The following is a 13,485-nucleotide window of genomic DNA, read 5'->3' as shown; positions in this document are numbered from 1 at the left end:
CCCCGGCCCGGCTGCGGGTGCGGCGCAGCAGCCGCGCGCTCTCGCCGCCCGCGGCCGGTGCCGCTCATGCCCAGCCCCCGGCCCGGCTGCGCGTGCGGCGCAGCAGCCAGAAGAAGAACGGGCCGCCGACGAGCGCGGTGAGCATGCCGATCGGCAGGTCCGCGTAGGCGATCACGGTCCGCGCGGCCAGGTCCGCGGCGGCCAGCAGCACGGCACCGCCCAGCGCGGCGGCCGGAACCAGGACCCGGTGGCCGGGGCCGGTGACCATGCGGATCAGGTGCGGCACCACCAGGCCGACGAAGCCGATGATCCCGCAGAAGGCGACCGCGGCGGCCACCATCACCGCGACCAGCACGATGCACACCAGCCGCAGCCGTTCGACGTGCACGCCGACGTGCCGGGCGGCCCGGTCGCCGAGCGCGAGCAGGTCGAGCCGGCGCGCGCAGACGAGCGCCCCGGCCACGCCCGCGGCGACGAACGGGCCCGCGGCGGCCACGAACGTCCACCGGCTGCCGTTGAGCGAACCCAGCTGCCAGAACACGATCTGGTCCCGGGCCGAGGAGCTGGTGAAGAACGTGCAGAACGCGAGCCCGGCGCCGGTCACGGCGTTCACCGCGATGCCGGTCAGCACCAGGGTCACCACCTCGGCCCGCCCGCCGGCCCGGGACAGCCGGTACACCAGCAGCGTCGCCACCAGCCCGGTGACGAACGCGGCTCCGGCGACGGTGAACTCGCCGAGCACGGTGACGCCGGCCGCGATGGTGGCCGCCGCGCCCAGTGCCGCGCCGGAGGAGACGCCGATGATGCCCGGGTCGGCCAGCGGGTTGCCGAACACGCCCTGCATGACCGCGCCGGCGGCCGCCAATGCCGCCCCGACCAGCAGGGACATGACCACCCGGGGCATCCGGACCTGCCACAGCGTCGCTTCCGCGAACGGGTCCGGGATCGGGTGGCCGAGGCCGAGCGGGCCGCTCGCCCGGTGCAGCACCGACGCGGCGACGTCGCCGAATTGGATGTGGTACTGCCCGGAGGCCGCCGAGAGCAGGCTCACCAGTACCAGCGCGAAAGCCAAGGCGGTGAACAGCATCGTCCGGGTCCAGGCGGACCGGCTGGGTCTGGCCCGGGCGGGCCGCGTCGCTTCGAACCCGCCCGGGGTCTGCGCCGGGAGGTCGGTGCCGACCGTCCCGGAGTCTGTGGTGGGGCCGGCGGCGGTCACTGCCCGGCTCCCGAGACGGTCACCGACGCGGGCGCGTAGAGGGCGCGGGCCAGCGCGTCGAGGACCCGGGCCGACAGCGGCCCGAACGACAGGATCTGGTAGTCGCTCATGTCGACGATCCGGCGGTGCTGCCCGGCCGGGGTCTGCGCGACGCCGGGCAGCTTCAGCGCACCGTCGACCCCGCCGACGGACTCCAGGCCGGCGGTCATCATCAGGATCACGTCGGGCCGGGTGGTGGCGAGCGCCTCGGCGTTGAGCGGCGTGAAGCCGGCCAGCCCGGCCTGCGTGGCCACGTCGACGGCGGCGAGGGCGTCGATGAGCGAGTCGGCGCCGGAGTCGCGGCCGAACAGGTAGAACACGCCGGCCTGGCCGCGTGCGTAGAGGAAGTCGACGCGCAGCCGCCGGTCCGGGGCGGCGGGCGCGATCCGGGCGATCTGGGCGCGTACCGCGTCGATCTCGGCACCGATCCGGGCGGTGAGCCGCTCCCCCTCCGCGGACACGCCGAGCGCGGCGGCGACCTGGCCGGTCAGCTCCCCGACGCCGGCCAGGCCGCGCCGCGACGAGGTGACCACGACCGGCACGCCGGCGTCGCGCAGCTGCAGGATCACGTCCCACGGCCCGAGCGTGGTGTCGGTGAGGACGACCGTCGGGTGCAGCGCGAGGATCGCCTCGGCGTTGAGCACGTGCGCCCCGCCGGTGACCAGCGGCAGGTGACGGGCGGCGGGGAACCCGGTGGACTGGTCCCGCCCGGCGAGGCGGTCGCCGAGGCCCAGGCCGTACACCGTGGCGGCGAGCGTGCCGTAGAGGTCCAGGGCGAGGATCCGCTCGACGCTGGTGACCGTGACCCGGGTGCCCTGGTTGTCGGTCACCGTCGCGGGCAGCACGGGCCTCGCGTCGGCGGTGATCGGCACGATGTCGGCGTCGGTCAGGTGCGCGGTGGACGGACCGCTGTAGGCCTTCGGGTCGGCCAGCGGCGTCACCTGCGACCAGGGCAGCTCGGCGACCCGGGCGGTATCGACCCCGGCGTCCGACGCCCGCCCCGGCCCCGGCGCCGCGTGTGCCGTGCACCCGGCCAGCGCCAGCACGGCCGCGACGACAACCACAGCCCGGCGTGGAACGGCGCTCATCGTGGCGGCTCTCCCGTGTCGCGAACGGCAAAAGACATGCGGTGCAAGGGTTCCGGACCAAACGGCCCGCGCGACGTGAACCCCTGCCCGCTAAGTTAGGCTAGGCTAACCTACAGGCTCGGTTGGCGGAGCGGAAGACCCCACGCGAAGGTGCCCCCTCCATGCCGGAGGGGGCACCTCGTGTTGTCCACGCACGACGGGACGGCCGCGCGCGGCGCGGATGGAGCTCAGAACAGCACGATCCGGATGGAGCTCACCTTGTCGTTCCACCAGTCGGTCGTGAGGGTGGCGCCGGAGTTGGACCCGAAGTACCGGTTGGTGCCGGTGCAGTCCGACCGGTCGTAGACGTAGAGGCCGACCTCGTACGTGACGCTGTTGTAGATGATCGACGCCTTGTTGTCGAAGTTGTCGTTACTCATCGGGCGACAGCCCATGATCTGAGCGGGGTACTGCCGCCAGACCCGCCCGGTCCAGTCGGCGTTCTCCACCATGCAGATGGTCTCCGGATAGTTGGTGCAGTCGGCCATGGAGGCCGACGCGGGCGAGGCGTCCAGGGCGCCCGCGGCGATGGCGCCCAGAGCGACGGCCGCCGCAATCGCGGTCTTGCCGAGTTTCATGGTGTTCCTCTCCTACGGTCGCAGCGACGCCGGCGCAACCACGCCGGCCGGCGTGACAGCCTCGATCGGGCAGCACAACTCGACGCTGGAAAGCTTGTCGTTCCAGCCGGCCGGCATGCCGAAGGCCGAGTTCGGGAAGGCGGTGAGCACGCTGCCGGTGCAGTTCGCGCCGTCGAAGATGAAGAAGGTGAAGCTGCTGTGGTTCACCACGTAGCTGGTGGTGTTGTTCCCCGGCATGAACCCCGTGCCGGCGTTCCAGCACCGCCCCCGGTAGCTCGAGCCGCCGGGCGCGAAGCCGTCCGGCCAGCTCTCCGGCGGGTTGTAGTTGAACATGCACAGGTCCGATCCGGTGTCGACCTCCGCGCAGACGTCCCAGCCGGGCGGGTTGGCGGCCTGCGCCGGCCCGGCACTCAACAGCGAGCCGCCGAGCGTCAGCACCGCCGCCGCCAGCACCACCCCGGCACGCCGCCAGAATCTCGTCGTCATCCCCTACCTCCCATGTATCGACCGAATTGGATCTAATCCCACCGGCGACACCTCGGGGCGGAACCCAAACGAATCCACACATCCGGCGACGGCTGATGCGGCAGATGCGTGCGCCCCATGGGCGTGCGCCGCCCATAGGGCACCACGCCGCCCGCGGCGCAGCGACGAGAAGTCTCCGCGATCATGCACAACTCACCGCCGGCACCAACGGTTTTTCATGATCACGGAGCGTTGATGTACCCCTAGGTACCACAGCTCTCCGCGATCATGAAGAACCCGCCCCGCGGCCATCGCAAGCATCATGATCACGGAGACTTTGTGTCCGCCGGTCTGCTGCTTGGCTTGGAACTCCTCCGTGGTCAGGATTCCTGCGGCCGCCGCGTCGCTGGCGCATCCGGCCCCGAACGGGCAAACGCCGCGATCTCGTCCAGGTGCACCGGCAGCAACCCGCACTCCTCGTCAGGGCGGATCAGCAACCCGCGCCCGTGAGCGGTCAGCTCCTCGAACACCGCACCCTGCTCGGGCACCTCGGCATCGTCCGTCCACACGAGACGGCGCCCGCCGGCAAGCACCGCACGCGCCGCGGCAAGCTTCGCCGCCGAGGCGTCCGGCACCACCCCGAACGCCCGGGCAAACCGCAGCCGGAACACCCGCTCCAACTCGCCCGGCCACGCACACCACGTCGAACACCAGCGCACCTCGACGATCCGGTCGCGATGCAACCGCCGGATTCGGGCACGCAGCGCCGGAGCCCACCGCATCGGCCACTCGATACCCTCGGCGACGGCTCGACCGTTCCGCGGCGCGCCACCCCAGCCGGGCCGCTCGACGTTGATAACACCGTCGACGTCGAGCAGCCATACCGGCGGCTCCGTCACCTGCCCTCCACCCGTCGCGCGGTTTACGGAAATCACCGCCAGAGCGTAGCCATCGGTGGACCTGCGGGCTGGCCGAAGCCGATCGGCCGGGCCGGCCAGGGCGCGCGAACGGGGGCCTCGTCCGGATGCTCAGTGGCGGCCGGGATCACCATTCGAGGACAGCTCGGATCTTGGCAAGCTCTTGTTTGTTGTCCGTGGTCACGAAGGTGTACAGGGCGGTCTCGTCCCGAACTGCGATCATGATACTAGCGGAGCCGGTGAAGCGGTACACCGCGTCGCAGGGCTGGTTGCCGGCCCAGGCGAATGTCGTGGGAAGTTCGACGTAGCGCTGTCGCAGCGTATCGAGTGCCTGTCGTGGCAAGCGAAAGTCGTCCGTGAAGAACGAGTCCTTGCCGAACGCCTGAGCCGTCCAGACCGACGTCAGAACGTACGCGGAGAAGCGGTCGGCGTACAGCTTCTCGGACGGATCCTGATCGTCAGGGTCGATGATCCAGACTCAGTGGGTCTTCGTCGAGGCCGGTTGGCAGTGCGTCTGGTAGGTCAAAGAGCGGTTCGCCGTCGTATCGTGGCCGTCGGAGCCGCACGGCCCAGCGCCAGCAGCATTGCGAGTCGGTCTCGGTGACGAGCCGGCCGCCGCCGAGGTAGTCGAGGCCGTCGATCGGATCGCCGAGTTCGGCGGCGCTGACCACGGCGGGAGGCGGCGGACGCCGCGGCCGAGGCCCACGCGGCGCTGGCGGAGCGTCGCCTGGCCCGCCTCAGCGCGGTGTCCCACCGGCGCGCGCGGCTGCTCACCGAACGCCTCGGCGCCGAGTCCGACCCGGCGGCGGCGTCCGCGCTCGCCGGTCGGCGCGCCGCGCTCGACCGGGCCTACCGGCGCCAACGGCAAGACCTTCTGGAGCTCGAGGTGGACGTCGCCAGCCGCCGCATCGCGACCGGCACGCTGACGCTGGAGCGCCCGTGACGGGCCGGGCGGCGGAGCTGCGCTAGACCGTACGGTAGGGGCGGGCGCTCTGGTCCAGGCGGTCTCCCCGCCCGTTGGTTGCGAGCGCCGAGCGGGTCGCGTGCAACGACCCCAGGAGCCGCAGCCGGTCCGCGTCGGCGGTGCCCGGCTCGGCGGTGAAGACCAGCATGACCGGGCCGGGGTTGCCGGGTAGCGGATAGGTGTCCCAGTCCAGCAGGATGTCGCCGACCTCGGGGACCCGGAAGGTCTTGGTGCCGCTGACCGACTCGCGGACGTCGTGCCGGGCCCACAGCCGCCGGAATTCGGCGCTGCGGATGCTCAGCTCGCCGACGATCGCGGTGGCGCGGGGATGGGTGGGGTCGACGGCGACGGCGGCGCGCAGCATGCCGATGTAGTTCAAGGCCTGCCGCTCCCAGTCCGGGCAGCGCCGCTCGTCGGTCAGCAGGTCGTCGAACAGCAGCAGGAGCATGTTGAGCCGGTCGGGCGGGTAGTCGTCCGGGTGGCCGAGCAGCGCCTCCGCCATCGGGTTCCAGTCGAGCACGTCGAGGTGCCGGCCGAGCACGACCGCCGGCGTGTCCATCACCCGCAGCAGCCGCCGGGTGCTGTCCGGCACCCGTTCCGGGCCGTGGTCCACCCGGGCGGGCATCGGCCGGCGGGCGGCGTGGGCCAGGGCGAACAGGTGCCGGCGCTCCTCGTCGTCGAGGCCGAGCGCGTCGGCGAGCGCGTCGAGGACGTCGTCGGACGGACGTACCTCCCGGCCCTGCTCCATCCGCTGGTAGTAGTCGGTGCTCAGCCCGGCCAGCAGGGCCAGCTCCTCGCGCCGCAGCCCGGAGACCTTGCGCCGGCCGCCCGGCTCCAGGCCGACGTCGCGCGGACGCAGCCGGCTGCGCCGGGCGCGCAGGAAATCGCCGAGCTCACGGGCATACGGATGGGTCATACCCGCAAGTGTGCCGCCTCGCTCGGCGCCCACGGTAGGTCCGGCAGACCTAGGCAACCAAGTACGACCGAACCGGCCCGTATCGCTCCTAACGTCGTCGTTCTACCACAACGATGTCCCCAGGAGCAGCACATGACCGCATGGACCGCCGACCGCATCCCCGACCAGCGGGGCCGGATCGCCGTCGTGACCGGCGCGAACTCGGGCCTCGGCCTGGTCACCGCGACCGAGCTGGCCCGCCACGGCGCCCATGTCGTGCTCGCCGTCCGCAACACCGCCGCCGGCGAGGAGGCCGCCCGCCGCATCGGCGGCGTCGTCGAGGTGCGCGAGCTGGACCTGGCCTCGCTCGCCTCGGTGCGCGCGTTCGCCGCGAAGCTGGCCGCCGACCACCCGGCGATCGACCTGCTGGTCAACAACGCCGGTGTGGTACTGCTCGGTCCCCGCCGTACCACCGCCGACGGCTTCGAGCTGCAGATCGGCACCAACCTGCTGGGCCACTTCGCGCTGACCGGCCTGCTGCTGGACAACCTGACCGCCGGGCGGAAACCCCGCGTGGTCAGTCTCAGTTCGATCACCCACAAGAACGCGCACCTGGACTTCGACGACCTGATGTTCGAGCGTGACTACCGGGCCTCTCCCGCCTACGGCCGGTCCAAGCTGGCCACCACGATCTTCGGCATCGAGCTGGACCGCCGCCTGCGCGCCGCCGGATCGCCGATTCTCAGCGTGCTGGCCCACCCCGGTCTCACCCGCACCAACCTGACCCCGCGCGCCTGGGAGCACCGCGGCCGGTTCGGCCGGCTGATCGCGTGGGCCGGCCTCCTGGCCACCCAGCCGGTGGAGCAGGGCGCGCTGCCGCAGCTGCTCGCCGCGACCGAGCCCGGTGTGCGCGGCGGCCAGTTCTTCGGTCCCTCCGGGCTCTTCGAAACGCGGGGCCGGGTCACCGAGGCCCGGCGCAGCCAGGAGGCGGCCGATCCGGCCGTCGGCAAGCGGCTCTGGGCGGCGGCCGAGGAACTGACCGGCGTCAGCTACCTCTGACCTCAGGATAGGATTGGTATTACTATACCAACCGTGATTGAGCTGAAGACGCCTGCGGAGATCCAACGCATGCACGTGGCCGGGCGTTTCGTCGCCGAGGTGCTCGCCGAGGTCGGCCGGCTCGCCGACGTGGGCGTCAACCTCCTGGACCTGGAGCACCACGCGCGCGGCATGATCAAACGGCGCGGGGCGGAGTCGTGCTACTGGGACTACGCGCCGTCCTTCGGGCGCGGCCCGTTCCACAACGTCATCTGCCTGTCGGTCAACGACGCCGTCCTGCACGGCCTGCCCCACGACTACACGCTGCAGGACGGCGACGTGCTCAGCGCGGACCTCGCGGTCAGCATCGACGGCTGGGCGGCCGACTCGGCGCGCACGGTCATCGTCGGGACCGCCGCCGAGGAGGACGTGCGGATCGTCCGCGCCACGGAGGAAGCGCTGGAGGCGGCGATCGGGATGGCGCGGCCGGGCAACCGCCTGGGTGACATCTCGGCGGCCATCTCGGCGGTCGCCCACGACTACGGCTACCCGGTCAACACCCAGTTCGGCGGCCACGGCATCGGGCGCACCATGCACGAGGACCCCCACGTCTCGAACCAGGGCCGGGCCGGGCGCGGCCTCACGCTCCGGCCGGGCCTGACCCTGGCGCTCGAGCCTTGGTTCGCCCGCACGACCGACCGGATCGTCTACGACCCCGACGGCTGGACCATCCGGTCGGCCGACGGCTCCCGCACGGCCCACTCCGAGCACACGGTCGCCATCACCGAGGACGCCCCCCTGGTGCTCACCCGGCGTGAAAGCCCGTAGCGGATCACTGGGCCGCGCCGAGGAAGCCGCCGGACTGGTGGGTCCAGAGGGTGGCGTAGAGGCCGCCCTGGGCGAGCAGTTCCTCGTGGGTACCCTCGGCGACGATCCGGCCGGCGTCCAGGACCACGATGCGGTCCATGCGGGCGATGGTGGACAGCCGGTGGGCGATGGCCAGCACCGTCCGGTCGGCCATCACGCGGTCCAGCGACTCCTGGATGACCGCCTCCGTCTCGGAGTCCAGCGCCGACGTCGCCTCGTCCAGGATCAGGATCGGCGCGTCGCGGTGCAGGGCCCGGGCCAGGGCGATGCGCTGCCGCTGCCCGCCGGAGAGACGGACGCCGCGCTCGCCGACCAAGGCGTCGTAGCCGGTGTTGCCGTCGGCGTCGCGGAGGGCGGCGATGAACCGGTCGGCGGCGGCCGCCCGGGCCGCGGCGTCGACGGCGGCGGTGGAGCCGCCGCCGATGTTCTCGCGGACCGTGCGGTGCAGCAGCGCCGCCTCCTGGGTCACCATGGCGATCTGCCGGCGCAGGCTCTCCTGGGTCACCCCGGCGATGTCCTGGCCGTCGATCTCGATCGCGCCCGACTCCGGGTCGTAGAACCGCAGCAGGAGGTTGACCAGCGTGGACTTGCCGGCACCGGAGCGGCCAACCAGGCCGACCCGCTCGCCGGGGGCGATCCGCAGCGACAGCCGGTCCAGGCCGCCGGCGCCGCGGCCGTAGTGGTGGCTGACGCCGGTGAAGGTGATCGCGCCGGCGGTCACGGTGAGGGCGGCGGCGTCCGGGCGGTCGGCGACGTCGAGCGGCTGGGCGATGGTGCCCAGCGCCTGGCGGAGCGCGCCGACGGCGCCGAACAGCGACGAGACGGCGTCGAGCAGCCACTCGGCCAGCGAGGTGATCCGGAAGCTGAGCGCGAGCGCGGCGGCGACCAGGCCCAGCGGGGCGGCGCCGGAGCGCCACAGCGCGATGCCGTATCCGGCCAGGCCGACCAGCAGGATGCCGCTGAGCGCGACCATGGCGGCGTTCATCGTGACCTCGAGCCGCTGCACGCCGAGCTGGGCCTGGCGCGCGGCGGCGAAGATCCGCCGGCCGGTGCGCTCCTCGGCGGCCCCGTCGGCGAGCAGGGCCAGGGTGTCGACGTTGGCGTACGAGTCGACCAGCAGGCCGGTCAGCGCCGAGTTCGCCGCCTGATACCGGGCGGAGGCGCGCCGGTAGCGGGGGACGACGTACCACATCAGGGCGGCGTAGCAGCCGAGCCAGACGGCCAGCGGCAGCAGCAGCCGGGGGTCGGACGCGGCCATCAGCCAGGCCGATCCGGCGATGTACGCCGCGATGTACGCCAGCGCGTGCACCGTGTTGTACACGCAGCCGGTCGCGGCCGCGCCGCCGTCGCGGACGAACGTGGCGATCCGGCCGGCCAGGTCGCGGCGGAACCAGCCGACCGACTGCCGGGAGACGTACCGGTGGGCCCGCCACGTGGTCAGGGTCAGCGCGTGCGGCTTCAGGGCGATGTCGTCGATCGCCTCGCGCAGCAGGTGGGTCACCGGCCGGACGAGCAGCACCAGCGCCGCGGCGCCGAGCAGCTCCCGGCCGTGGCCGGTCCAGAAGGTGCCGGGCGAGCCGGCGCCGAGCAGGTCGACCAGCCGGCCCGCGTAGGCGATGAGCCAGAGGTCGATGGCGGCATTGACCACGGCGAGCGTCAGACTGGCGGCGACGACGCCGCACAGGGGGCGCAGCAGGTGCCGCAGATAGCGGGGAACGGTGGCCGGCGGGGCTTCGGCTACCGCAGGACGGAATGGATCGACACTCCTGAACAAGCACTTCCTCCGGGGCGAGATCGAGTGGACGAGACGGTGCGGAACTGCCTCATCTGTCGATCTCCCTTCACACCCGGACTACGGCCCACACGATAGCGGCGGGGCCGACACGCCCGCATCCGATTTCAGCTCGCCGAGGCGACCAGGAAGCGTTCCGCGTCGGCGGCCTTGAACGTCAGGCCGTGGCCGGGGGCGGTGAGGTCCGGCGCGAGGGCGGCCGCGGGCGAGGAGCGGCAGCCAGGGGAGCGAGTAGTGCTCGCGGGGCCGCAGCCGCACATGACCCCGCCGTCCGGGCCGCTGCGGCGGCACTCGCCGACCCCGGCAGCGCAGCGCGGCCCGGGCGAAACTGCCGTCGTCCCCGGTGTAGCGGAACCGGGTCGCGGGCTGGGCGCGGACTACCCACCCTCGCTCCGGCCATGCGTCTGTTCCCCGGCCAACGCTTCCCGGACCCTCGATCACACCGGCCCGCGGGTGACGGTAAGGACGTGGCCGCTCGCGCCGAGTTTCCCGCCGCCGGGGCGGCTTGGCCGCGGCGGCAGCGGGTAAGCGGCAGGACATGACCGGCGACGTCGTGGCGATCCTGCTGGACCAGCACCGCCGGATCAAGCGGCTGTTCGCGGACATCCTGGACGCGGACGGTACCCGTAAGGAAGGGCTGTTCCACGAGCTGGTGCGGCTGCTGGCGGTGCACGAGAACGCCGAGGCGCTGATCGTGCACCCGGCCGCGCGCGAGCTCATCCCGAACGGCGACGCGGTCGTCGGGGAGCGGCTGCGCGAAGAGGCCGACGCCGAGCGGGCGCTCGCCGCCCTCTGCGACCTCGGCCTCGGCCACGCCGAGTTCGACCGGCGCCTGGGCCGGCTGAGCGAGTCGGTGCTGGGCCACGCCGCGCAGGAGGAGTACAAGGAGTTCGCGCAGCTGCGCCGGCGCGCCGGCGCCGAACGGCTGCGCCGGATGGCGGCCGCCCTCGACGCGGCGGAGCGCGCCGCGCCGCCGCCGTCGCCCGGGCAGCCGGTGACCGCGACGTTCGACGAGGTCGGCCGGCGGATGAGGGCCGGGCTGAAGGGTACGACATCCGCGTGAACGTCCCCGTCAGCGCGCCCGGCGCCACCGCGTTCACGGTCACCCCGTAGCGGCCCAGGTTCCTGGGCGGCGATCACGGTCAGGGCCGCGACGCCGGCCTTCGCGGCGCCGTAGTCGGCCTGGCCCGGGTTGCCGTAGATGGCGCTTGAACATATCGATCTCTATCGATAACCGCCGGAACTCTCCGCGATCATGCCGTAGTGGCCGACCGCACCACGCGTTTTCCATGATCGCGGAAGGTCTATGTACCGATAGGTACCATATGTCTCCGTGATCATGGGAAACCCGCCGTGCGGCGGCGGGAGTCGCATGATCGCGGAGAGATTCGTTCGATCCGGCGACGGAAGCGGCGCGCTCGGCCGGTGACGACAGGTATATCAGTAAGTAGTAATGGTTTTCAATATCTATTAACGGCGGCCGCTTGGCCTTACCCTGCCTCTGAGCAATCGATGTCCGTCTACGGCCACAACGCCGTGGGCGGGCAGTCCCGATGCACAGGGAGGACAGGGAGATGACATTCCCTCCACGCGGCCGCCGGTGGGGCGCGGCCGGGCTGGCCGCGGCCGGCGTCATGGTGGCCGTGTTCGGCAGCGGTACCACCGCGACCGCCGCGCCGCGGCAAGGTGAGATCCGCCCGGCCGGCGCCGCCGCCGTCCCCGGCAGCTACGTCGTGGTGCTCAAGAACACCGCGACCCTGCAGCGCGACGGGGTCGACACCACCGCCCGCGACCTCGGCCGCGCCTACGGCGGCACGGTCGGGCTCACCTACCGCCACGCGCTGCGCGGCTTCGAGGTCTCGCTCAGCGAGGACGCCGCGCGGCGGCTCGCTGCCAACCCGGCCGTCGACTACGTCCAGCGCAACGGCGTCTACACCATCAGCGCGACCCAGTCCCCGGCGCCGTCCTGGGGGCTGGACCGCATCGACCAGCGCAACCTGCCGCTGGACAACAGCTACACCTACCCGACCGTGGCCAGCGGCGTGCGGGCGTACATCATCGACACCGGCATCCGGTTCAGCCACAACGACTTCGGCGGCCGGGCGATCTCCGGCTTCGACGCCATCGACGGGGGCAGCGCCGATGACGGCAACGGCCACGGTACCCACGTCTCCGGAACGGTCGGCGGCAGCACCTATGGCGTGGCCAAGGGCGTGACGCTGGTCGGCGTGCGGGTGCTCGACAACTCGGGTTCGGGCACCACGGCCCAGGTCGTGGCGGGCATCGACTGGGTCACCGGCGACCACGACCCGGGCGAGCCGGCGGTGGCCAACATGAGCCTCGGCGGCGGCGCCGACTCCTCGATCGACACCGCGGTCGGCAACTCCATCGCCGACGGCGTCACCTACTCGGTGGCCGCCGGCAACGACAACGGCGCCAACGCCTGCAACTCGTCCCCGGCCCGGGTGGGCGCGGCGATCACCGTCGGCTCGACCACCAGCGCCGACGCCCGGTCGTCGTTCTCCAACATCGGCACCTGCCTGGACATCTTCGCCCCGGGCTCGTCGATCACGTCGGACTGGAACACCAGCAACACCGCGACGAACACGATCAGCGGCACGTCGATGGCCACGCCGCACGTGACCGGCGCGGCCGCGCTGGTGCTCGCGCAGAACCCGTCGTACACCCCGCAGCAGGTCCGCGACTCGCTGGTGAACAACGCCACCAGCGGCGTGGTCACCAACCCCGGCACGGGGTCGCCGAACAAGCTGCTGTACGTCGTCAACGGCACCGCGGCCAAAGACTTCTCGCTCGCGGTCTCGCCCGCGTCCGGCTCGACCGCGCCGGGCGGGTCGGTCAGCGCGACGGTCGGCACGACGACCACCTCGGGCAGCGCGCAGTCGGTGGCGCTGTCGGCCGGCGGCCTGCCGTCCGGCGCGAGCGCGTCGTTCAGCCCGTCGTCGGTCACCTCGGGCGGCTCCTCGGCCCTGACCATCACCACCTCGGCCGCGACCCCGCCGGGCAGCTACCCGGTGACGGTCACCGGCACCGGCGCCTCGGCCACGCACGCGGCGAGCTTCACGCTCACCGTGACCGGGGGCGGTGGCACCTGCTCCAGCCCGGGCCAGAAGCTGGCCAACCCCGGCTTCGAGTCCGGCAACACGGCGTGGACCAGCAGCTCCGGGGTGATCGGCCAGTACGGCTCCAGCGGCCAGCCGACGCACTCGGGCACCTGGGACGCGTGGCTGGACGGCTACGGCGGCTCGCACACCGACACGCTGAGCCAGCCGGTGTCGCTGCCGGCGGGCTGCTCGTCGTACTCGCTGAGTTTCTGGCTGCACATCGACTCCAGCGAGACGACCACCGGCACCGCCTATGACAACCTGACCGTGCAGGTGGTCGCCGGCTCCACCACAACGACCCTGGCCACCTACAGCAACCTGAACAAGGCCTCGGGCTACAGCCAGAAGTCCTTCAACCTGGCCGCGTTCGCCGGCCAGACGGTGACGCTCAAGTTCACCGGCGTCGAGGACAGCTCGCTGCAGACCTCGTTCGTGGTCGACGACACGAGCCTCACCGCGTCCTGA

Annotated in this window: 15 protein-coding genes; 5 read left to right on the top strand and 10 right to left on the bottom strand. The window is 72.4% G+C overall.

Annotated elements, in window-relative coordinates:
- Window positions 1–64: 64 nt before the first annotated feature.
- The 7 genes from ACQPXD_RS23890 to ACQPXD_RS23860 form a co-directional block, all read right to left on the bottom strand.
- On the bottom strand, window positions 65–1,216 hold the full coding sequence (locus tag ACQPXD_RS23890; protein WP_432842093.1) for a FecCD family ABC transporter permease: 1,152 nt from the start codon (window positions 1,214–1,216) through the stop codon (window positions 65–67).
- A complete protein-coding gene (locus ACQPXD_RS23885) occupies window positions 1,213–2,343 on the bottom strand; it encodes a heme/hemin ABC transporter substrate-binding protein (protein WP_432842091.1) in 1,131 nt (376 codons plus the stop codon). The genes ACQPXD_RS23890 and ACQPXD_RS23885 overlap by 4 nt, the downstream gene beginning before the upstream one ends.
- A 227-nt stretch (window positions 2,344–2,570) precedes the next feature.
- Window positions 2,571–2,960 (bottom strand): hypothetical protein, encoded by a 390-nt coding sequence (locus tag ACQPXD_RS23880; RefSeq protein ID WP_432842089.1) that lies wholly within the window; start codon window positions 2,958–2,960, stop codon window positions 2,571–2,573.
- Window positions 2,961–2,972: 12 nt separating this feature from the next.
- Window positions 2,973–3,446 carry a hypothetical protein gene (locus ACQPXD_RS23875; RefSeq protein WP_432842087.1) on the bottom strand — a complete coding sequence of 158 codons (474 nt, stop codon included), beginning with the start codon at window positions 3,444–3,446 and terminating at the stop codon, window positions 2,973–2,975.
- Between the two features lie 359 nt (window positions 3,447–3,805).
- Window positions 3,806–4,360, bottom strand: coding sequence for a hypothetical protein (locus ACQPXD_RS23870; RefSeq protein WP_432842085.1), 555 nt, complete (start codon window positions 4,358–4,360; stop codon window positions 3,806–3,808).
- Between the two features lie 109 nt (window positions 4,361–4,469).
- Window positions 4,470–4,685, bottom strand: a complete 216-nt coding sequence (locus ACQPXD_RS23865) for a hypothetical protein (RefSeq protein ID WP_432842083.1) — start codon at window positions 4,683–4,685, stop codon at window positions 4,470–4,472.
- Window positions 4,686–4,800: 115 nt separating this feature from the next.
- Window positions 4,801–5,013 (bottom strand): hypothetical protein, encoded by a 213-nt coding sequence (locus tag ACQPXD_RS23860; RefSeq protein ID WP_432842081.1) that lies wholly within the window; start codon window positions 5,011–5,013, stop codon window positions 4,801–4,803.
- A gap of 74 nt (window positions 5,014–5,087) precedes the next feature.
- Between ACQPXD_RS23860 and ACQPXD_RS23855 the strand changes: the two genes are divergently transcribed.
- Window positions 5,088–5,285, top strand: coding sequence for a hypothetical protein (locus ACQPXD_RS23855; protein WP_432842079.1), 198 nt, complete (start codon window positions 5,088–5,090; stop codon window positions 5,283–5,285).
- Between the two features lie 22 nt (window positions 5,286–5,307).
- On the opposite strand, the gene ACQPXD_RS23850 is transcribed toward ACQPXD_RS23855, so the two are convergent.
- Entirely contained in the window at window positions 5,308–6,222 is a 915-nt protein-coding gene (locus tag ACQPXD_RS23850) for a helix-turn-helix transcriptional regulator (RefSeq protein WP_432842077.1), read from the bottom strand.
- 132 nt (window positions 6,223–6,354) lie between these two features.
- On the opposite strand from ACQPXD_RS23850, the gene ACQPXD_RS23845 reads away from it, so the two are divergent.
- Together ACQPXD_RS23845 and map are read left to right on the top strand one after the other, a co-directional pair.
- Window positions 6,355–7,260 (top strand): oxidoreductase, encoded by a 906-nt coding sequence (locus tag ACQPXD_RS23845; protein ID WP_432842075.1) that lies wholly within the window; start codon window positions 6,355–6,357, stop codon window positions 7,258–7,260.
- Window positions 7,261–7,293: 33 nt separating this feature from the next.
- Window positions 7,294–8,067 (top strand): type I methionyl aminopeptidase, encoded by a 774-nt coding sequence (gene map, locus ACQPXD_RS23840; RefSeq protein WP_432842073.1) that lies wholly within the window; start codon window positions 7,294–7,296, stop codon window positions 8,065–8,067.
- Window positions 8,068–8,071: 4 nt separating this feature from the next.
- On the opposite strand, the gene ACQPXD_RS23835 is transcribed toward map, so the two are convergent.
- A complete protein-coding gene (locus ACQPXD_RS23835; protein ID WP_432842071.1) occupies window positions 8,072–9,880 on the bottom strand; it encodes an ABC transporter ATP-binding protein in 1,809 nt (602 codons plus the stop codon).
- Window positions 9,881–10,005: 125 nt separating this feature from the next.
- Window positions 10,006–10,158 carry a hypothetical protein gene (locus tag ACQPXD_RS23830; protein WP_432842069.1) on the bottom strand — a complete coding sequence of 51 codons (153 nt, stop codon included), beginning with the start codon at window positions 10,156–10,158 and terminating at the stop codon, window positions 10,006–10,008.
- Window positions 10,159–10,436: 278 nt separating this feature from the next.
- Here ACQPXD_RS23830 and ACQPXD_RS23825 point away from each other — a divergent pair, with 278 nt between their 5' ends.
- Both ACQPXD_RS23825 and ACQPXD_RS23820 read left to right on the top strand, forming a co-directional pair.
- Entirely contained in the window at window positions 10,437–10,961 is a 525-nt protein-coding gene (locus tag ACQPXD_RS23825) for a hemerythrin domain-containing protein (RefSeq protein ID WP_432842067.1), read from the top strand.
- A 511-nt stretch (window positions 10,962–11,472) separates the two neighbouring features.
- Complete coding sequence (locus ACQPXD_RS23820) at window positions 11,473–13,485, top strand: S8 family serine peptidase (protein ID WP_432842065.1); 2,013 nt, start codon at window positions 11,473–11,475, stop codon at window positions 13,483–13,485.

The sequence above is a fragment of the Dactylosporangium sp. CA-092794 genome (assembly GCF_050948465.1).
Lineage (GTDB): Bacteria > Actinomycetota > Actinomycetes > Mycobacteriales > Micromonosporaceae > Dactylosporangium.
The sequence above is the reverse complement of the archived record's forward strand: the minus strand, read 5'-3'. Positions and strand labels throughout refer to the sequence as shown.